The 19,854-nt window shown below is 67.0% G+C and carries 16 protein-coding genes and 2 pseudogenes; 14 read left to right on the forward strand and 4 right to left on the reverse strand.

The window, feature by feature from the left end; translation table 11 throughout:
- Positions 1-270 precede the first annotated feature (270 nt).
- From ACFO60_RS01055 to ACFO60_RS01090, 8 genes and pseudogenes are all read left to right on the forward strand, one after another.
- On the forward strand, positions 271-2,091 hold the full coding sequence (locus ACFO60_RS01055; RefSeq protein WP_380835772.1) for a hypothetical protein: 1,821 nt from the start codon (positions 271-273) through the stop codon (positions 2,089-2,091).
- Entirely contained in the window at positions 2,088-2,621 is a 534-nt protein-coding gene (locus tag ACFO60_RS01060) for a hypothetical protein (RefSeq protein ID WP_380835774.1), read from the forward strand. The genes ACFO60_RS01055 and ACFO60_RS01060 overlap by 4 nt, the downstream gene beginning before the upstream one ends.
- An 11-nt stretch (positions 2,622-2,632) precedes the next feature.
- On the forward strand, positions 2,633-3,307 hold the full coding sequence (locus ACFO60_RS01065; protein WP_380835776.1) for a vWA domain-containing protein: 675 nt from the start codon (positions 2,633-2,635) through the stop codon (positions 3,305-3,307).
- Between the two features lie 29 nt (positions 3,308-3,336).
- Entirely contained in the window at positions 3,337-4,212 is an 876-nt protein-coding gene (locus tag ACFO60_RS01070; protein WP_380835777.1) for a protein phosphatase 2C domain-containing protein, read from the forward strand.
- A complete protein-coding gene (locus ACFO60_RS01075) occupies positions 4,213-5,703 on the forward strand; it encodes a hypothetical protein (protein WP_380835779.1) in 1,491 nt (496 codons plus the stop codon).
- Positions 5,700-7,037, forward strand: a complete 1,338-nt coding sequence (gene brxD / locus ACFO60_RS01080; RefSeq protein WP_380835781.1) for a BREX system ATP-binding protein BrxD — start codon at positions 5,700-5,702, stop codon at positions 7,035-7,037. Before ACFO60_RS01075 ends, brxD begins: the two co-directional genes overlap by 4 nt.
- Positions 7,034-9,139, forward strand: a complete 2,106-nt coding sequence (locus ACFO60_RS01085; protein ID WP_380835783.1) for a DEAD/DEAH box helicase — start codon at positions 7,034-7,036, stop codon at positions 9,137-9,139. Before brxD ends, ACFO60_RS01085 begins: the two co-directional genes overlap by 4 nt.
- 130 nt (positions 9,140-9,269) lie before the next feature.
- Positions 9,270-9,755 (forward strand): annotated as a pseudogene (locus ACFO60_RS01090) (ATP-binding protein); the annotation flags it as partial.
- Between the two features lie 25 nt (positions 9,756-9,780).
- On the opposite strand, the pseudogene ACFO60_RS01095 reads toward ACFO60_RS01090, so the two are convergent.
- The 3 genes and pseudogenes from ACFO60_RS01095 to ACFO60_RS01105 form a co-directional block, all read right to left on the reverse strand.
- Positions 9,781-10,313, reverse strand: a pseudogene (locus ACFO60_RS01095) (DUF6082 family protein).
- A gap of 245 nt (positions 10,314-10,558) precedes the next feature.
- Positions 10,559-11,140 carry a DUF6879 family protein gene (locus ACFO60_RS01100; protein WP_380835785.1) on the reverse strand — a complete coding sequence of 194 codons (582 nt, stop codon included), beginning with the start codon at positions 11,138-11,140 and terminating at the stop codon, positions 10,559-10,561.
- 637 nt (positions 11,141-11,777) lie between these two features.
- The gene (locus tag ACFO60_RS01105; RefSeq protein ID WP_380835787.1) at positions 11,778-11,954 is read right to left on the reverse strand and encodes a hypothetical protein; all 177 of its coding nucleotides are present in this window, start codon (positions 11,952-11,954) and stop codon (positions 11,778-11,780) included.
- Between the two features lie 16 nt (positions 11,955-11,970).
- Here ACFO60_RS01105 and ACFO60_RS01110 point away from each other — a divergent pair, with 16 nt between their 5' ends.
- The 6 genes from ACFO60_RS01110 (at position 11,971) to ACFO60_RS01135 (ending at position 18,215) form a co-directional block, all read left to right on the forward strand.
- Positions 11,971-12,891, forward strand: coding sequence for a hypothetical protein (locus ACFO60_RS01110; RefSeq protein WP_380835789.1), 921 nt, complete (start codon positions 11,971-11,973; stop codon positions 12,889-12,891).
- 449 nt (positions 12,892-13,340) lie between these two features.
- Positions 13,341-13,880, forward strand: coding sequence for an NYN domain-containing protein (locus ACFO60_RS01115; RefSeq protein WP_380835791.1), 540 nt, complete (start codon positions 13,341-13,343; stop codon positions 13,878-13,880).
- A 240-nt stretch (positions 13,881-14,120) separates the two neighbouring features.
- A complete protein-coding gene (locus ACFO60_RS01120) occupies positions 14,121-15,428 on the forward strand; it encodes a vWA domain-containing protein (protein WP_380835793.1) in 1,308 nt (435 codons plus the stop codon).
- Positions 15,429-15,536: 108 nt separating this feature from the next.
- Entirely contained in the window at positions 15,537-17,426 is a 1,890-nt protein-coding gene (locus ACFO60_RS01125; protein WP_380835795.1) for a class I SAM-dependent DNA methyltransferase, read from the forward strand.
- Between the two features lie 196 nt (positions 17,427-17,622).
- The gene (locus tag ACFO60_RS01130; RefSeq protein WP_380835797.1) at positions 17,623-17,907 is read left to right on the forward strand and encodes a hypothetical protein; all 285 of its coding nucleotides are present in this window, start codon (positions 17,623-17,625) and stop codon (positions 17,905-17,907) included.
- Positions 17,904-18,215, forward strand: a complete 312-nt coding sequence (locus tag ACFO60_RS01135; protein WP_380835798.1) for a hypothetical protein — start codon at positions 17,904-17,906, stop codon at positions 18,213-18,215. Before ACFO60_RS01130 ends, ACFO60_RS01135 begins: the two co-directional genes overlap by 4 nt.
- On the opposite strand, the gene ACFO60_RS01140 is transcribed toward ACFO60_RS01135, so the two are convergent.
- On the reverse strand, positions 18,200-19,837 hold the full coding sequence (locus ACFO60_RS01140) for a sulfatase-like hydrolase/transferase (RefSeq protein ID WP_380835800.1): 1,638 nt from the start codon (positions 19,835-19,837) through the stop codon (positions 18,200-18,202). The two genes, ACFO60_RS01135 and ACFO60_RS01140, sit on opposite strands and share 16 nt — an antisense overlap.
- Between the last annotated feature and the right edge of the window lie 17 nt (positions 19,838-19,854).

Below are 19,854 nucleotides of genomic sequence, written 5' to 3' on the forward strand. Positions count from 1 at the left end.
CCCTTCGCCAGACAAACATGATCATGAAGGCTCAAAGGAGCTAGGGCTCGCCCAGGAAGGCTGACCAGAAACCACAACTCGCCTTCGAGCCCATCGACCGGAACCGAGACGGCCATGGACGCGGATCACTCTTGAATATCGTCGGTAAACCCCCGTGACGGGTGCCACGTCTGACCACATATGCGCCATGGTTCACCGGAATCACGTTGATCGCAGCGGAACCATCCGTTTCCGCTTACCTCGCGTCTCATGAAAGGACATCCGTCGTCCGTGACCGACCAGGAGCTTGCCGACGAGCTTCGGCAGATCGCCGGCCACCCCTTCATGGAGGCCCGCAGCGACCAACTGTGTGACCTCGCGGACGCCATCCTCGGAGCACGCCAGCTTCTGGCGGTGATCCCAGCGGATGCTGGTTCGCCTTCTGAACCAGCCGACGGCCCATTCACGGGGAAAGCCGAACGCTGGTGTGAGGTCGATCTCTTCGCCGCCTTCGCGCCAGAAGACACCCTGATCGCGACCGGCCACTCGGTGGAAATACTCACGGGCCGGAAGAAGCAGCGGATGTCGAGCGGCGCCAGAGCGACGATCAGTTCCGTTCTGGTCTTCGTCCCCATTCTGACCACATGGTTCGGCCTGAAAATGGCCACTTCCGCCTACGGTTCCGCTCTGGATGCCGGTGGGCCGGAGGTGGCGCGCCGTCCCTTCCTCGAGATGTGGCAGCAGGGTTTCGATGGCCGGCTCTTCTGGCTGTTCAAGTTCGACAGCATCGCCGCTTGCACTCTTGCGGTGATCGCCTTCCTCATCGTGTGGACCGTCTACGAGAACACCACAGGCCGCCGCGCTGAAGATCGTTCGGAGCAAGAGCTCGGCCGGTTGCGGGCCCGGCTGCGCGGTGCCTTGACGCAGGCGACGCTCATGCTCAACCAGGTGCGACTCTCCTCACCGACACGATTCACCGGCGAACTCACCAAGGCCGCCGGTGAGATCAAGAAGATAGGCTCCACCACGCGCAAGATGCAGCAGGACCTGAGTAAATCGCTCACGCAGGCATTGGAGTCCGCAGAGAAGGTGTCAGAGTCGCTCGTCGCCGGAGCGACGGGCGTGCAGGGAGCGGTCGAGAGGCTCGACAGGCACCTCACCGACATCAACACGGCCTGCGCCGAAATGATCGACTCCGTGCGGCAGACGTCGACCGTCATCTCGGCCACAGGAACCAAGGCCGAGCAGGCGATCGTGACCGCCGGCGAGCACCTTTCCATGACCGTCTCCAAGACCAGCCTCGAAATGGGCGAGGCGGTCGGTCATGAAGTCGCGCAGTCGACCCGCGCGGTGAGAGAGGTGATCGCGATCATGGACGGCCGTGTCGCGGCGCTCGACACGCATATCGCCGCTCTCGATGCCCGAGTCGAGGCGCTGGGTATCCACGCGGGTGAGTTCGTGAATGCGGCGAGCCGCATTGAGTCCGCCATCGACGAGGCGAAGGTGACGGTCAGCGTATCGACGGCGAAGGCCGCCGAGCTGTTCGGACAACAGATGAGCGACACACTCTCCATCACGGCGTCAGAGTTCCGTGAGACGTTCGGCAGCACCGGCACTGACATCCGGGAGACGTTGGGCAACACAAGCGTCGATATCCGCGCGACCTTGGGAAACACCAGCATGGAGATCCGGGAAGCCCTCGGGGACTGGGCCGCGTCCGCCGGAGAACACGCCTCCCGGATAGAGATCGCCTCCGACGTCTCCGGCAGATCGGTCACTGCCCTGGAGGAAACCCGGCGCGTGCTCGGCCAACTGCCGGCCGCGCTCGACGGCGTCATCTCCAGCTTGCCGTTGAAAATCAAGGAACTGACCGCCGGCGAGTTCGCAGAACTGAAGGACGCGATCAACCACTTGGAGTCCACGGTGCACCACGCGACCGAGGTGGTCTCCGCATCCGCGTCGACCGCAATCTCAGTTGTGCCCGGTTCCCCCGGCGATTCCTCGGACGTGCTTCATGAGGCTCGGGACGCACCAGCCGCCGCTTCGAAAGTACCGGTTGGTTCCTGGAACGGATCAGGGGTGGCCTCAGAGTCTCTGGGGGAGCCGCGGTGACGATACGCCGAAGACCGACCACCTCCATCCTGCTGGCCGGATGGCTTTTCGCCGACCTGCTTCTCGGGCTGACGATCATCATGCTCGGCGCCCAAGCACCGCCCGCCATTCCCCTCAGTCCGCGTGCGGCCGGAGGCACCGCGACACCGTCGCCAAGCCCGACTCCATCCCCATGCGCGACCCGCATCGGCGGTGTCCGGGCGAAGCCGGTCAAGATCTCGTTCCGGATCAACCCGGGCATCGACGATCGTGCGCTGACCACGCAGGTCCAACGTTCGCTACTCAAACACAGGGACCACCTCGCCGGGCGGCACGCCGGCATGGTGCTGACCTTCGGCGCCAACGGCGACGCGGGCAACGGGGTCCATCTCGCCACGCGCGTCAATGCGGCCGCGCGCAGGGCGTACCCGAAGATTTTCGGCACGGCCGCTACCCGGAACTTCCACGACCTCGCCGCACCCAGCGGGTCGATCTCCATGGAGATCTACTTCGTCACGGACGGCTGCGCCCCCGACAACCCGAAAGCGTAGGCAGCATTCCCATGAGTGAGCAGGTACTGCCCTTCTACCTTGTCTGCGACGAGTCGTACTCGATGGACGGCGACCCGATCCGGGCCATCAACCAGGAACTGCCCACGATCTATGACGAGATCGCCAGCAATCCAGTGGTGGCGGACAAGGCACGGCTGGGCATCATCGGCTTCAGCTCGGGCGCCGCAGTTCTGCTTCCCCTTGCCGATCTCAATGACATCCACTCGATCCCCCAGCTCAGCGCGCGAGGCATGACCAGCTACGGTGCCGCGTTCTCACTGTTGCGCGACACGATCGAGCAGGACATCAAGCAGCTGAGACAGGCCGGCCATGCCCCGTACCGGCCCACGGTCTTCTTCCTCACCGACGGTCAGCCCACCGACGAGGGCTGGCATGCCCATCATCAGCGGCTGGTCGACCCCGGCTTCGGCCCGCACCCGCACATCCTGGCTTTCGGTTTCGGTGACGCGCAGCCCGCGACCCTGGCTCAGGTGGCCACCTTCCGCGCTTTCGTCGCCAACGGCGATGTGTCCCCCACCCAGGCACTGCGCGAGTTCGCCAAGCAGCTGCTCAACTCGGTCGTCCAGTCCGCGGTCGCCTCCTCCTCCAGCCCGGACGAGCAACCTCGGCTGGTCGTCCCCGATCAGGTGGCCGGCTACACCGTCCTGCCTGTCGACCTCGTCTGATGCGACGCGAAGCGAGGAGCAGCACTCACGTGGAGCAACCGCACGAGGAAATGTCGGTTGAACAGGTGTCCGCCATCCCGGAGCCGCTCGTCATCGGGCGCAGACCGATGGTGCGCCCCGCCCTCACAGGTGTGCCCAACATGGACGCGAGATGTCCGGACAGCGAGCTCGACGGCGCGGACCTACCCGGCATTGTCGTGCGCGCCGCGTCGATCCGCGGCGAGTCCCACCAACACCAGGGACTGAGCCGTCAGGACGGAATGGGCTTCTGGCAGATCGACGACACGCTACTTCTCGCCTGTGTCGCCGACGGGCTCGGCAGCAAACCTCTCTCACACCTGGGCGCCGCCGAGGTGTGTGTATCTGCCAGGAACAACATCGAGGATCTCTTCGACCCGGTCACCCTGGATCCTCAGCCAGAGGCCTTCTTCGAGAACATCGCCGACGACCTCATGAAACGCGCCGAGGCGGGGGTCAGTGGACGAGCAGTGCCCGCAGAGGACCTGAGCGCCACGCTCGTGGTCGCGCTCATCGACACCGAGCGGCTCCAGGCGACGCTGATGCGTGTGGGAGACAGCGAGGCGATGTGCCTGCGCGATGAAGCCTGGCAGCCGTGCTTCCCGCAGAAGACGGAGGAGTCGGTCAGTTCGTCGAGGACACACGCCCTGCCTCGGGACACCCACCGGGTGGAGACCCAGATCGTGGATCTCTGTCCCGGCGACATGCTGCTACTCTGCACCGACGGCTTGGCCAGGCCCATGGGCGGAGATCTCGTGGCCGCCCAGCTCGCTACCTGGTGGGGCCGGGGATCCCTACCATCGCTGCCCGAGTTCTTCTGGCAGATGAGCTTCCGGGCCAAGTCGCACGACGACGACCGCACGGCTATCTGCGTGTGGACGGTGTGAATGTCTCTCGCGGTTCACCGTCTTGACCGGCGTCGCGACTCGCTTGTCCTTGAGCCGGAACCGCTGGGCTCGGGCGGGCAGGGCATCGTCAAACGCGTGCTCGGCCCGGAGAGGCTGGTCTACAAGGAGTACATGCCGCAGGTGGGGCCGGTCGACGGCGGAGAGCTCGCGGAGATGGTGGAGTTCGGGCAGTCTCTGACGGGAACCGACCGGCAGTCGCTGCTGGCACGTTGCGCCTGGCCCGTCGCCAGGATCGTCGCCGGAACGCGGGTCACCGGCTTTCTCATGCCGGAGGTCCCCCGCGAGTTCTCCGCGATCATCGGCAGGTCCAGCAGGCTCGTCGAGCTGCAGTACCTGCTCTACGAGCCCGGCTGGGCCTGGCGCAACCTGTACCAGCCGGGTATCCAGGAGCGGCTGCAGATCGCTCTGCAGGCCACCCGGCTGGTCGAACTCCTGCATGGTCATGGGATCGTGCTCGGGGACATCTCCTATCGGAACCTGTTGTGGCAGCCGGCGGATCCGTACGGCATCTTCGTCCTGGACTGTGACGGCTTCCGGCGGCAGGGAAGAGAGCCAGTGCTGCGGCAGGCCCACACTCCCGACTGGAACGATCCCTGCCAGCCTTCCACGGGTCCTGATCTGGACACTGACCGGTACAAGCTGGCATTGCTGGTCGGCCGCGTGCTCTCGCGGGACGCGCATGTCCGACCCGGCGCGAGCCTCAAGCTGCTCCCTGGGCTAGACCCGCATGTCGCCGACCAGATCACCCAACTCTTCGATCTCGCCGCCTCCGCGCATGGCCATCGCCCGATCGCCGGTGAATGGGGCCGGGCGCTCGTTGGGCGCCGATGGATCCGTGTGAACCCGAAAACGGTTCGCACTCCGACGGTCGCACCTGGATCGGCGGTGATGTTCAATCCCGACACCCCCCGGGAGTCCTCTCCGGTCGGACGGCGCAAAGCTGTCTCTCCCGCATCTTCGCCCCCTGCGCGTGCCGAACCGCGACGGCCACCATCGGTCACGGTCGGTCAGGGTGCTGCAGCGACTTCGAAGCCGACTGGCCAGGTCCAGGTGCCGCCTATTTCCTACCCCCCACCCAAGGTGCCCCCGCCGCTTCCCAACGGCGCGCGCATCGGCACACCGGTGAAGCGGCAACAGCCACCGGCTCCGACGGTGGTCCGGCTTGGCGAACGTGTGATCATCTCCGAGGCGTACACCGAGCAGCGTGAAGTCGTGCCGTTTTCGATCGAGGACGACAAAGTAGCCGCCCTGATCAATGCTCTGGACGCTCGCGGCGGCCGCCTTTCGGTAATCGAAATGGCCAAGGTGATCGGCGAGCAGGTGGAGAAGACCAGGCTTCTGCTACCTGCGGTGAAGCGACTGCTCAATATCGACGAGACCATCCTCACGCTCACGGACCGGGACCAGACCGTCGATCTGAACCTTCGGCTTCTCAAAGAACAGTTCATCGACGAGGAGAGTGGATCGTGACGCGCAAGGTCAGCCGGATCCGACGACAGCGAATCATCGCCGCCCTGTCCCGCGGCACTGTTCCGCAGAATGACCTCGACCTGTTCGCGGTCGGCATGGAACGATTCGAAAAGGTGTTGGACGACGAACTGGCCGGTGCGGCGAGTGGCGGCGGCGGCTTCAAGGCGATCCGCGGTGAGTACGGCTCGGGTAAGACCTTCTTCGCGCGCTGGCTCGCCGAGCGGGCCAAGCACATGCGGATGGCCGCCAGCGAGGTACAGATAACGGACACCGACACTCCGTTGTACAAGCCCCAGGCCGTCTACCGGGGTCTGGTCCGCACCCTGTCCACGGCGGGCAGCCAGCCGAGCGCGCTGCGGGACATCGTCGACACCTGGCTGCTCGTGCTGGAGGGTGAGGTCGACACAGCGGACGGGATCGCCTCGGAGAACAGAAAGGCCATCGACTCGGCGGTCGAGGAGCGCATCGAGTCCCGGTTGTCAGAGGTGTCGCGCAATGTCCCAGCTTTCGCGACGGCTCTGCGCTTCTACCGTCAGGCGCGGCTTGCCGGGGACGCCGCGACGGCCGATGGACTGCTCGCCTGGATCGGTGGCCAACAGAACGTCGCGGCATCGGTCCGGCGCCATGCGGGAATCAAGGGTGAGGTGGACGCGGGCAACGCGTTCGACTTCCTGCAAGGCCTCCTTGTGGTGCTCCGCGACTGCGGCCACCCAGGGCTGCTCGTGATACTCGATGAAGTCGAGACGGTGCAGCGCGTGCCGAGCAATCTCCGCGAGCGGAGCCTCAACACCCTCCGAGGCCTCATCGACGACATCGACAGAAACCGATTCGCGGGCCTTTACCTTGTCATCACGGGTACTCCTGCCTTCTACGACGGCCGTCAAGGGGTTCAGCTGTCCGCTCCGCTCGCTCAGCGATTGCACACCGACTTCCAGACCAATGCTCGCTTCGACACGGCGCGAGCAGTACAGATACGTCTCACCGGTTTCGACCGTGACCGCCTGGTCGAGCTCGGCTGCCGGGTACGCGACCTATTCGCGCAGAGTGACCCCGCGGAGGATCGGGTCAGGACGCTGGTCGACGATGGATACGTCAAGGATCTGGCCACCGCCGTAGCGGGACACCTGGGTGCCGGTACGGCTCCCCGGGTCTTTCTGCGGAAGCTGGTCGCGGACGTGCTGTTCCGGGTGTCCGAGTACGAGGACTTCGTGCCCCGGAGGGACTACGAGCGGACGAAGCTCAACGAAGCGGAGCTGACCGCTGAGGAGCGCAACGCCCTGCGGAGAAGGCGCCTCCCCATGTCTGCCGCCGAAGTCGATCTCGACCTGCCGTGACCCCCTCGTCGACCGTCCTGCACCCCACGCTCGCGTATCACCTCGCCAACACCCTCGGCTGGTCCCGCCTCCGCCCTCTCCAGACGGCGTCCCTCGGCCCGGTGGAGGACGGTTCGGATGCACTGCTGGTCGCCCCGACCGCCGGCGGGAAGACCGAGGCGGTGGTCTTTCCTCTGCTGTCTGCGATGGAGAAGGAGGAATGGAACGGCCTGTCGGTGATTTATGTCTGCCCACTCAAGGCCTTGCTCAACAACCTGCTGCCTCGGTTGAGGTCCTACGCGGGCTGGCTCGGCCGGCGCGTGGAGATCTGGCACGGCGACGTACCGGGATCACGGCGGCAGGCCATCCTGAGGGACCCGCCGGACATTCTGTTGACCACGCCCGAATCCCTGGAGTCCATGCTGATCAGCAGAAGCGTCGATCATAGGCGTCTGCTGGGAGACCTGCACGCCGTCGTCGTGGACGAGGCGCACGCGTTCGCCAAGGACGATCGGGGCTGGCACCTGTTAAGCGTGCTGGAGCGCCTCACCCATCTCGCGGGCCGCCCCCTCCAGCGGATCGGACTGTCGGCCACCGTGGGGAACCCGGAGGACGTCCTGACCTGGCTGCAGGGGTCCAACGCCGGAATTCGTCCCGCAAGGGTCATCACACCCGACGAGACCATTGAGGCGGCCTCTGCGGATGTGGAGCTGGACTACGTCGGCTCACTGCCCAACGCGGCCCGGGTCATCGCCTGGTTCCAGAGCGAGAAACGGCTCGTGTTCTGCGACTCTCGGCGCATGGTGGAGGAGTTGGGCGAACTGCTCCGCGGCCACGGAGTCACCACGTTCCTGTCCCATGCCTCGCTCTCGGCGGACGAACGCCGGCGTGCCGAGGAGGCCTTCGCCGAGGCACAAGACTGCGTCATCGTCTCCACCTCAACACTGGAACTAGGCATCGACGTCGGCGACCTGGATCGCGTGATACAGATGAACGCACCTTGGTCGGTGGCCTCGTTCCTCCAGCGACTCGGCCGGACGGGACGCCGTACCGGTACCCGGCGCACTTGCTTGGTCCTGGCCCTGACCCATGACGACCTGCTCACGTGCGCCGGACTCCTCCTGCTCTGGGGCACGGGCTTCGTAGAACCGGCCCAGCCGCCTCCCTCGCCACGCCACATCATCGCCCAGCAGCTCCTGGCGCTCACCATGCAGGAGGGGCGCGTCGATGACACTGGGTGGCCCGATTGGTGGAACGGGTATCCACTATTCGAGCGGCGAGAGGCGCAGCCGATCCTCGACCATCTTGTGGGCGACGGTTTCCTGGAGAAGGACGGCCCATGGCTGCACATCGGACCGAAAGCGGAGGAACGGTTCGGCCGCCGCCACTTCATGGAACTGGTCGCGGTGTTCACCGCACCACCGGAGTTCACGGTGCTGCACGGCAGTAAGGAGATCGGCCGAACCGACCCCACACTGCTCACCTCATCAGTGGCCGGCCCTCGGCTGCTCCTGCTCGCCGGGCGTACCTGGCAGGTCGACTGGATCGACTGGCGCCGCCGCCGGTGCTTCGTCGATCCCCTCGAAGGAACCGGAGGGGAGGCGCGCTGGGCATCGACCGGGTCCTTCGGGCTGTCCTTCGCACTCACCCGTGCCATGCGCGACGTCGTGCTAGGTGCTACCCCTCCTGTGCGGCTGACCCACCGAGCGATCGATGTACTGGCGAAAGTACGCGCGGAGAACGCCTCCACCGTCCACTCTGTGGGCACCGTGGTCACCCGCGTGGACGACGACCTCATCTGGTGGACATGGGCCGGGTATCGGGCCAACGCCACGCTCAAGGCCACGCTCGGAAGCCTGGTAGATCCCGTCCACCGTGTGAACGACTTCAACATCAGGCTTCGCAACGACCTGACGTGGCCTGATTGGCACCGAGCCCGTCGGGATCTCCGGAGCCGCGATCCACTGCCTCCAGACATCGACGACCGGGCGCTCAACGGGCTGAAGTTCAGTGCGGCCCTGCCACGCGCTTTGGCCGTCGACACGCTTTCCATGCGGCTTGCCGACTACGCCGGAGCCCGTGAAGCACTGACCGAGCCATCACACCTGACCACTGCGACCTAGAGATGAGATCAGAGGAGGCGGTCGTGCAGCAGCCGTCCGGCAGGACCGAGGAGCCCTTCGAGGAGGTCTTCCGGCAAGCGCTCCAGGCCGGACTTGCTGACCTCGGCGGCCCGGCTCGGCCGCGCGCCGGGCGCGCACCGTGGTCAGGGAGGTGCTGCAGGAGGCCGGGGTCGGCCTCGACACGATCACCGACGCCGAGATCGTGGTCGCCGAGCTGGCCGCGAACGCCGAGCGGCACGGCCGGCGGCCGTACGAGCTGCGCGTCTTCCGGATCGACGGCGTCCCCACCTGGTGCGAGCTCGTCGACGGCGACCCGGAGCCCGAGAAGATCAGCGATACCTTCCAGCGGCTGGCGACACTCCCCGAGCCCGACCTGTCGCTCCTGGCCGAAAACGGACGCGGCCTGCTGCTGACCTACGAGCTGTCCCAAGGCCACTGCCAGGCGTACCGGACGACCACAATCACCACCGACTCCCCCGGCAAGGCCGTCGCCTTCGCTCTTCCCACCGCCTCGGGGCCGCGCATGGCCTACTCCGCCCTCCCCGACCTCCGCCCCGGTCTCGCCCACCTCCGCCAGTGGCGGCTCCACCACCCAATCCTGGGTACCGAGGCGTAGCGCAACGCCGTACAGAAGCGCTCACTCATCTCGTACGACGTCGTGGCTGCCGGTCGAACCCCCGGACGAGTGCTTTCCGAAGGAGACGAAGCGGGCTCTGCGCTTGAGGGGGCGACGCGGCGGAGAAGGCTCTGTCCACCTCGGCGGTGAAGAAATCTTCGGCATCGTCGCCTCCTGTGACCGCGACACGCGCCGACCGCGCCTTCGCCCAGAAGGAATACATGTCTCTGCTGGCCATCAGATAGCGAAGCGCACCACGCAGTTCCGCCAGCTCGATGGTGTGTGTCTCGTAGGCGACCTTCTGGAGGTTCAGAATCAGGTTGCAGTAGTGGTCTTTCTTGGAGACGCCGCCATCTCGGGCCACACCTGGCGCAACTCCGGGGCGTCGATCGCCATTCTGATGAGGCCGGTATGCAGTTCTCGCAGGGCGATCTCACTACTACGCATCTGTTCTTCACGGGCGATGGCCAGCTCTTCTCGCTGGTTCCTCAGTTCCCGGTTCTGCAGCAAGAGGGTGAGCGCAATGGCGATGAAGGCCACACCCGAAAAAGAAGACACCGACCGGAGTGACCGCTTGGCCGATCTCCGACCAGCGATGCAGCTCCGTGTCTTCGACGTTCAACAGAAGGACGACCGGGAGAATGATACCGACCGCGACAACCGTGACGCCGAGCAGCAGGCCAGCGCCGATGACACGTCTCTTCAACGGGTGGCGGCGCACCTCAGCGACCATATCGGGAGATCAGATCATCGTCGACCGCACCCGACAAGACGAACAGCACGTACTGGGCATAATCCCACCGTTACTTCGCCTCCAGGAACTGCTCTAGCGGCACAGCAGCCTGCCGCATCTTGACGGCTGTGCTCTCCAGAGACGCCAGGACCTCAGGATCGTGGGTCAGCCAACCCCCCGTCTGCGATGCGGCATCACCGTAGTCATGAATCAACGCGGCATGCCGGTCGAAAAGCAGGAAGTCGAAGAAATCTTCGTTAGGCAGGCTCAGCGTGGTGTCGCAGCGCACGACTTCGATGACCTCGCCGAGGCTCGCCCGGATCCGGTAGGCCAGCAGCTCATAATGCAGGTACGCGGTGAGCGGCTCTTGGACCAGACGGATTCGCGAGTACTCGATCCCCCGGCTTCTGATGTCGTCGTAGAGACGCCTGTCGGTTTCGGCTTCCTCGCGCAAAAGCTCCACGGCTCGGTCGACGTCACCCTGGCGGTACGCCTCTTGGGACCTGTTGATATCAAGTTCCTGGTACGCCTGCCAACATTCGAGTTTCAGAAACCGCCACTCGATCCGCGCCCATTCCCCCGAGAACTGCCGCGCGAACTCATCAAGGGTCAGCCGCCTGCTGGTGCGCGTCGCCCATCGAGGTGGAATCATCTACCTGTCCGGAATATCTTTTTTCGCCGATATGAGGGTGGCTCGGGAAATCCGGACGATCCGTTCATCGGCAGCGCATCTCGCGTCCCTTAGAGGCTGGATGCCGATCTGATCGGTGATATCGGTCCCGATGACAGCGAAGCTCCCGTCGTCCAGTTCAAGGATATCGGGCGAGCCGCTGACGGCAGTAGTGTCGCCACGCTCTTGCGGAGTGACACCAAGCCGCCTGACAGCTCTCATGGCTTCCTCGCATATGACATACTGTTTGCACGCACCCATATCACGCTATAACCAACATGACAATATGAAGCCGCTTAAGCGGCAACCTGTCGGTGCGATTATCAACCAGCCGATAAGGAGGTTGAGCGCACCCCAATGACAGGATGCCGGGAAGTCGGGCTGAGGGATCAGCGCCCGACGAGGCCTCTCGCCACCGTTCCCTCAGCCGCCACCGGCCGACCTCACCTCTGTTGTCATCTGCCTGAAACCATCCGCCCCCCCACGCCGCCTGACATGTCGACACTGGGTGCTGCCCAGGGCCGCGACGGCGCCCGGTGTCGCGGATTCACAACAAGACGCTTCTCACCTCGCTACGTGCAGCCCGACCGACGGGACTGCGCGTCTTAAGACGACCCGATCACGCTGAAGTGGAGCTGTCGTGGCGGAAGGCGATCTGCACCATCGACCCTCGACTGGAAACGCCGAATGAAAATGATCTCAGCCAGGAGACCACGACCAGCAACGATTTCACCACTTCAAGCGTCCAGCAGTGACCATCGGCCGCAGACCTTCGGCCGGATTCGAACACCGACATCGAATGGAAGCAACCCATGGGTATCCCCGACCCTGATATTGAGCGGAGTAAGCTGGCGCGGGCGGGCCGCGAGTGGTTCGCGCAACTGATGTTGGCCAGCCTGCTGATCGGCGACCGTCCCGCGCGGATGAACACTCCCTATGCCATCTGCCCACAGGGGCGGGTCCTCCTCGATCTGCTTGACCCGAACCATCGCGCAGGGGGCTCTCAGCCGACGGTCTACTGGGAGTTCAAGCTGGATGCTCTGCGGCCTGGGCAGCAGAACCGCTGGCCCGACCTTGCCCTGCGATGGCCGGATCGCGTCTTGCTGGTGGAGCTCAAGACCGAGACGGGCAGCGTACGGGAACGTCAGGTGGACGAGTATCTCCAGCTCGGCCTCCATCACTATCCGGACGCGTTCGTCGACCTTCTCTACATCACGCGTGACCGAGTCCCCTCGTCTCCTTCCGGCCTTCCAGAACGGGCGCAATATGCCACGACGACCTGGGCGCAGGTCGCTGACGCCATCCGATCGTCCTGGATCGACGCCGACGCCGACGGCCGCCTGCACGCATCCCGGTTCGCCACCTGGTTAAAGGCCGACCTTCTTGCCGGCAAACCGTGGCGGACTGAAACACCGGTCGTCACCTCGATGCCGGTTACAGCGACCGGCCAAGTGGATGAGATGGCCCAGGCCATGGACCTGGCCACACAGGTCCAGACAGATCAGCGGCAACGAGCCGTGCCCGGCGTCTTCGCCACCAAGAACGAAGCCGATGACTTCCGCGACGTGCTGCAGAAGGAGCTGGTACGCCGAGCGGCCAGCGGGGACGTCCGCGTTGACCATGTACGGGCATGGGTGTGGACGAGGAGCAGCTTGGGGACAGCCCTGACCGACGGCGGAAAGGCATCGGGAGTTGAGGTGCGGCTGTCCTACTACCGATCGCCCCACGCCTGAACACCTCACGACTCCAGACCATGGCCGGAGATCGCCAAGTCACCCGCGTGAACGGCATACACGTGCTCCCGACCCGGTTGTCGTGCTCGACCAGGACGACACCGCGCGCGCCGTCGACTAAGCCGTGACCATCGCCCTGTGCCCGGCCTGCGAGAGACCATCATGACGTCCCTCCGCCAGGCCCGCACCGACGCCGGCGGTAGAGGTGGAAGAAGCTCTTGATGGCATCGCGGACGGCTCCCTTCCAGGGCTTGCCCGCCTGTTCTCCCGTTCCAGCGCCCGGTACGGCATGACGCCCTCGTCGGACGTCTGGCGCCGGAAGTCCGCCCGTCCAGGGGCGCACTCTTCGAGGGTGATAACGATCCATGGGTAATTTTCTTGTGCATTGAGTACACATGTGATCTACTTCATTAGACGCACACCAGCGCACCCATGAAAGGACATGGATCGTGATCACCCCCGTCGCGCACCTGGACGAGTTCCAGGCCCGCAGGTCACAGACGAGCCGCCGTTCCCGTTCGGCCGGGCACCAGGAGTCGCTGCGGCACGGCCGGGCCATGCACCTGCTCGACATCGAGAATCTCGTGGGCACATCGGGTCCCACGACCCGCGAGGTCGAGGAGGTGATGATGATGTACGACGCGGTCGTGCCCATAGGCGAGAGGGACCACTACATGGTGGCGGTGAACCCCGCCGCGCTCGTCGCGGTCGGGGTCGCCTTCCCCGGTGGGCGGTTGCTGACGCGTCCCGGCCCTGACGGCGCCGACCGGGCGCTTGGCGAGGCCGCGTACCACGACCGCATCGACCTGCGGTTCGAGCGCGTCGTCATCGGCTCCGGAGACGGCTACTTCGTCGACCTCGCTCACTGGCTGCGAGAAGCCGGTCTACACGTGATCGTCGTGTCCCGCCCCGGCTCCCTCAGCCGCAGGCTGTCCGCCGCCGCCACCGAGGCGATCTGCCTCGAACCGGCCACTCAGCACGCCGCCTGACGAAGTTCCCGTGTCGTCGCCGGGCCCCGCCCGGCGACGACACCAACCCAGGCAAGTCGGTGCGCGGCAGCCTGCCCTCGATGCGCACGACGGCGTCCCGCTCGGGCCGTCGAGCCGCATGACTCCATGTTTCTCCGGCGGTGTCACCGTCGCCATGTCCTCGCCTCCGCCCGCCTTTCCGCCGCGGGCGCCTCTTTGTCGGTCCGCGAGCTCGTCCTCACCAGCGAAAGGACCTGCGTCATGCACGTCACCGCCCACCTGGACCTCGACGTGGTGCCAGTCGACCAGGACGACGAGGTGACCGTCCTCGTGCGGATCACCGCGCCGGAACCCGAGCCATCGGCGGGCCGGCCGCCCGCCACCCTTCAGATCGTCCTCGACCGCAGCGGTTCCATGGGCAGAGGGCGGCTCGACGGCGCCCGGCGCGCGCTGACCGCCCTGGTGGACCGGCTCGACCCGGTGGACAACTTCGGCCTGGTCAGCTTCGACGACACCGCCCGGGTGGATGTGCCCGCCGGGCCGCTGGCCGACAAGAGAGGCGCCAAGCACGCGATCGCCGCGCTCCGCCCGGGTGGCTCCACGGATCTGTCCAGCGGGCTGCTGCGCGGCATACAGGAGGCCCATCGGGCGGCGAACGACCGCGGCGCGACCCTGCTGCTGATCTCGGACGGGCACGCCAACGTCGGCGTGACCGACCCGGGGAGACTTGCGATGGCCGCGATGGCGGCTCACCGCCAGGGCGTCTCGACCAGCACTCTCGGATACGGTCTCGACTACGACGAGGGACTGATGGCCGCCATCGCCGACGGCGGAGCGGGCAGCGCCCTGCATGCCGAGGACCCGGACACCGCGGGGCAGCTCATCGCCGGCGAGCTCGACGGCCTGCTCGCCAAGGTCACCCAGGCGGCCTCCCTGACGATCACCCCGCATCCCCCTGTCAGCTCCGTCCTGCTGTACGGAGGCCTGCCCTCGGCCCGCCTGCCGGGCGGCGCGATCATGGCCGAGCTCGGCGACCTGTACGCGGGCGAGACGCGCAAGATCCTCCTGCGGCTGCTCGTGCCCGGCATCTCACGGCTGGGCGTGGTCACCATCGCGGAACTCGTCTTCACCTACGTGGCGACCGAGACGCTGACCTCGTACACCGTCACCGTCCCGGTCAGCGTCAACGTGGTCCCGGGCGACGAGGCCGCGGGCCGGGCACCCGACCTCACCGTGCGCGCCGAGCGCCTGTTCCAGCAGGCGCAGGACGCCAAGCGCCAGGCCTCCGACGCGCTGCTGCGCGGGGACGTCGCCAGGGCGGAGGAGGTGCTCGAGTCCGCCGGGCGGGAGCTGGAGAAGGGCCTGTCCTGGGCGCCGAACGCCGAGGAACTGTCCGCCGAGGTACGGGAGCTGCACCGGTACGCACGCGCCTCGCCCATGGACCGCAAGCGCGTCTCCAAGGAGGCGCTCGCGAGCTGGCACCGCGCCACCCGCAAACGCGGCCGCCCACCCCGACCCTCCGAAGCCTCCCCTGACGCCCCATCCGACGACCCGCCCAACGGCCACTGAGAGCACACATCGGGCAGCGGGCCGTGAATGGGTTACACGCGTTTCCCGTCCGTAATCACGTTGAGCGAGTCTTCTGGGCTACGTTGGCTTCCACACAGGAAGACCGGCGTGGGGTTGCGCCGGGTACGGAAGACCGGGAGGCCGGCGATCAGCGGAGACGAGGCGACGATCAGCTCGGCCGACATCGCGCGGATGGCGGGTGTCGGCCGGGCGGCGGTGAGCAACTGGCGGCGGCGGTATGAGGACTTTCCCGAGCCGGTCGGCGGGACGGCGACCAGTCCGACGTTCTCCCTCAAGGCCGTCGAGGCGTGGCTGCTCGGCCAGGGCAAGGTCGAGGAACTGCCTCTGCGTGAGCGGGTCTGGCAGCAGATCAGGATGGCGGCCGACGATCTGCGCCTGGGAGACGTGGTCGCCGAGGCGACCGAGCTGCTGCACGGCCAGGGGAAGGCGCGGCTGGTCCCGCGGCCGGCGTGGAAGCTGATCAAACAGCTCGCCGACGAGCAGGGCGCCGCGGAGGTCGTCCGGTTCCTGCTCGATCGCTTCGCCGACGTCCAGTCGCGGCGGCTGGCCGAGACGCCCGCCGAGGTGGCGGACTTCATGGTCCGGCTCGCCGGTCCTGACGTGCGGACGGTCCTGGATCCCGCCTGCGGGCTGGGGATGCTGCTGGCCGCGGCGAGCGGGGCCGAGCGCGTGTACGGGCAGGAGTACGAGGAGGCGCTGTCCCGGCTGGCGCAGGCCCGCCTGTCACTGGCCGGAGTCGACGGCGCGGTGAAGACGGGTGACTCTCTGCGGGACGACGCCTGGCCGGGCGTGATGGTGGACGCGGTGCTGTGCCATCCGCCGTTCAACGAGCGCAACTGGGGTTACGAGGAGCTGGCGAGCGACCCGCGCTGGGAGTACGGCCTGCCGCCCAAGTCGGAGTCCGAACTGGCCTGGGTGCAGCACGCGCTCGCGCATCTGCGACCCGGCGGAGTGGCGGTGATGCTCATGCCGGAGATCGCCGCCAACCGGCGATCCGGTCGCCGCATCCGCAGCAACCTGCTCCGCCGCGGCGCCGTCCAGGCGGTGATCGGCCTCCCACCGAAGATCGCCCCCGGCACCGGCCTTCCCGTGCACATCTGGGTGCTGCGCAAACCGGCGGGCGACGACCGCACGCCGGCACGCGTACTGATGTCGGTGGCCGAGCCTGCCACGTTCAACGCGATCGCGGACCGGTGGCGGGAGTTCTGCCGCGATCCCGACCTGGTGCTCGACGTACCCGGCGAGACTCGCACCGTCCCCATCATCGACCTCGTCGACGAGGACATCGACATCAGCCCGGCCCGGCACCTGAGCTCGGCAGGCGGAGAGGCGGGCGACTATCTCACGGTCCGGGCCGATTTCCTGGGCCGCCTGGAACGCCTCACGGCGCTGGTGCCCCAGGCTGTTCCCGCCCGGGCTCGCGAGATGCCGATGGTCGCACTCTCCGAGCTGGAGCGGACCGGCGCCCTTTCCCTCCTCCAGTCCGGCCGCTACGACGCCGAGGGTTCCGGTCACCTTGTGCTCGAAGCCGGTCAGGTCTTCACCGGCGGGCAACCGATGACGCGGGCACAGCCGGAGGACAGGGTTCTGATCAGGCCGGGCGACGTGGTGGTCGCGACCCGCGATCGAGAGATCGCGACCAGGGTGGTCGAGGTGCCCGGCCTGCTCCTCGGCCCGCGCCTCACTCTGCTGAGACCCCACCCAGATCGTCTCGACCCCTACTTCCTCGCCGGGTTCATCCGTACGTTGTCGGCCGGCGGGGGTGGCACGCAATCAGGCGTCAGCCGCTTCGACCCCCGTCGCGCCCACGTCCCCCGGCTCCCGCTCGACGACCAGCGCCGCTACGGCCAGGTCTGGCGTGACCTCTTCACCTTCGAGACCGAACTCCGCGAAGCAGGAAAGTACGGCCTGCTGGCGGCGTCATCCCTCGCCACGGGGCTCACCGCAGGAACATTGAGCCCTCCAGAACCACCGTGATCCCCTTGCCGCTCGGCGAGGCGGCCGCTCACCACTCTGCGAGCGCGACCTCCGCTGCCTGAGCAGCAAAGGTGCGACGGCTCAACCGGACATGACGCCCTCTTGCATGTCCCGCCAAAAGACCGTCACCATGAGCGGTCATCTTGCTACGCTCGGCTAAGTGACCCCCGCACAGGCGACCGCCTACACTCGCGACATGGGCGAAGACGCGTTCGAAGTTCCGTTGGACGAGGCAGACGGCCACCTGCCCGATGTCATCAGCGCGGCAGCCGAACGCAACACCATCGCCTACCTCACCGACCACGGCCGCCGCGTCGCGGCCATCGTGCCCGCCAGCGAGGCCTGGTATTGGACTCCCGGCTGGCAGTCCGCCGAAACCGAGGCGGACGCGGATTTCCGTGAGGGCCGCACCCGGACCTTCGACAGCATGGAAGACATGTTCGCCGAGATCGACGCCGTCCGTGGTGAAGACACCCGGTGAGGTACGAACGCTCGGCGTCCTTTCTCCGGGACGCGTCACGGCTACCCCCCGAGCACTACGTCATGTTCAAGGACGCCGTCTACAAATACCTTCTTCCTGCGATCGAGCAGGGAGCACACACCGGCCGCGCCGCTTGGCCGGTACGGCTGCGCGTACACAAGCTCACGGACACCGACATCTACTCGCTGACCTGGAACTTCGCCTCTCCGGACGGCCGGGCCACCTTCCGCTTCGCGACCGCCGACGACGGTGAGCCGGTCCTGCAATGGCGTCGAGTGGGGAACCATTCGATCTACGACCACCCCTGAAGCGCAGCTGCCCCCGCTCGCCGGGGCACCGAGGCCGGCGAAGGGGTGGGGTGGGGGCTGAAGGTGGTGAGGAAGCGGTCGCGGAAGGTGTTCATGGGCCAGACGGGGGCCTTCGGGCCGGGGTTGAGGCCGTCTTGCCAGTTCCAGCCGGAGATGCGGTCCAGGACGGCACGGTCGCGGGTGACGATCGTGATGGGGACGTCGTGGCTCGCGCCCTCACCCGTGACGATCGGGGCGGCCTGGTGGTCGCCGAGGAAGACGAGCACGAGGTCGTCGTCGCCGTAGGTCTCCACGTAGGAGATGAGGGCGCTCAGCGAGTACTCGATGGACTGCCGGTACGCGGCGCGTACCCTGCCGGCGTCGCTCCATACGGCGTCCGGCGAGTCGCCGGTGGCGGGCATGGGGCCGAAGACCGAGCCGTCGCCGACGGCGTTCCAGTCGATGAGGCGAGGGATGGGCGCCCAGGGCGCGTGGCTGGAGACGAGCGGGATCTCCGCCATCATCGGGGCGTGGCCCGGCTTCGCGCGTTCGAGCCGCTGGAAGGCCGACAGGGTGTACTGGTCGGGCATGGTGCCCCAGTTGAAGCCCGGGCCGCGATACCCGAGGTTGTGGGAGTCGTAGACCCGGTCGTAGCCGTAGAACGATCCTTCCGGCCAGGCCTTGGTGTTGCCCGGCATGACGGCGACCGTCCGCCGGCCCGCGCGCCGGAAGAGGCCGGTGAGGGTCAGGCGGTCGCTCGCGACGAGGTCGCGGTAGCGCTGCTGGTTGTTGATCCACAGGCCGGAGAGCAGCGTGGCGTGGGCGAGCCAGCTGCCGCCGCCGTACGTCGGTGAGGTGAGGAAGGCGCTGCGGGAGGCGTACCCTGCCGCGCGCAGTCGGCGGGTCCCCGCGTCGAGCACCGCGTCGACCTGCGGCGCGAGCTCCGGATCCTCGACCGCGTCGCGGCCGTAGCTTTCGATGAAGGAGACGATGACGTCCTTGCCGCGCAGCGCGGTCAGCAGTTCCGAGCCCGGGGTGTCGCGGTAGGCGTCGACGGCGGCCTGTTCGGCGAACACCTCCCGGTCGCGCAGGCTCGCGCGCACCTGCTGAGCATGGTCGCGGACGAGCGCGGCGACGGGCACCTCCGGGGCGATCTGGACGCCGAGCAGGGCGCAGGCGATCCAGGCGGCCCCGAGCGTCCCGGCGGCGCCGGCGGCCGGGGTGCGGTGCCGGGCCACTATGCGGACCAGGCGGACGACCGACAGTGTGATGAGGAGGAGCACGCCGGCGGCGAGGACGGCGACCGCGACGATGGCGCCGGCCACGCCGGCGCCGCCGAACGATGCCGTGAGGAAGTCCACGGCGTTCCCGAAGTAGGCCCAGTCGAGCAGGGGGTCGAAGGGCCGTTGGAGGACCGCGTAGAAGCCCATGTCGATGATCTTGACGATGGTCAGCAGCGCGAGGACCGCTCCGGCGAGCGCCGCCACCACTCGCCTCGGCTTCGGCGGCAGGACGAGAACGAGGGCGACGCCGAGGACTCCCTCCATCGGGACGCGCGCGAACGACCACGGTGTGAGGTGGCTGATCTGGGTCGGGGCGTTGAGGGCGAACAGCACGAGCAGGCAAGCGAAGGCGGTGGCCACCCGCGCGGCGACGGCGT

Origin of the sequence: Sphaerisporangium dianthi, from assembly GCF_042654065.1 — a bacterium.
Taxonomy (GTDB): domain Bacteria; phylum Actinomycetota; class Actinomycetes; order Streptosporangiales; family Streptosporangiaceae; genus Sphaerisporangium; species Sphaerisporangium dianthi.

Bases quoted from the DNA above. Each gene is read 5' to 3' on its own strand.
- ACFO60_RS01065 (WP_380835776.1), top strand. From the start codon at position 2,633: ATGAGTGAGCAGGTACTGCCCTTCTACCTTGTCTGCGACGAGTCGTAC.
- ACFO60_RS01120 (WP_380835793.1), top strand. From the start codon at position 14,121: ATGCACGTCACCGCCCACCTGGACCTCGACGTGGTGCCAGTCGACCAG.
- ACFO60_RS01100 (WP_380835785.1), bottom strand. From the start codon at position 11,140: ATGATTCCACCTCGATGGGCGACGCGCACCAGCAGGCGGCTGACCCTT.
- ACFO60_RS01130 (WP_380835797.1), top strand. From the start codon at position 17,623: ATGGGCGAAGACGCGTTCGAAGTTCCGTTGGACGAGGCAGACGGCCAC.
- ACFO60_RS01105 (WP_380835787.1), bottom strand. From the start codon at position 11,954: ATGTCGGTGTTCGAATCCGGCCGAAGGTCTGCGGCCGATGGTCACTGC.
- ACFO60_RS01110 (WP_380835789.1), top strand. From the start codon at position 11,971: ATGGGTATCCCCGACCCTGATATTGAGCGGAGTAAGCTGGCGCGGGCG.
- ACFO60_RS01075 (WP_380835779.1), top strand. From the start codon at position 4,213: ATGTCTCTCGCGGTTCACCGTCTTGACCGGCGTCGCGACTCGCTTGTC.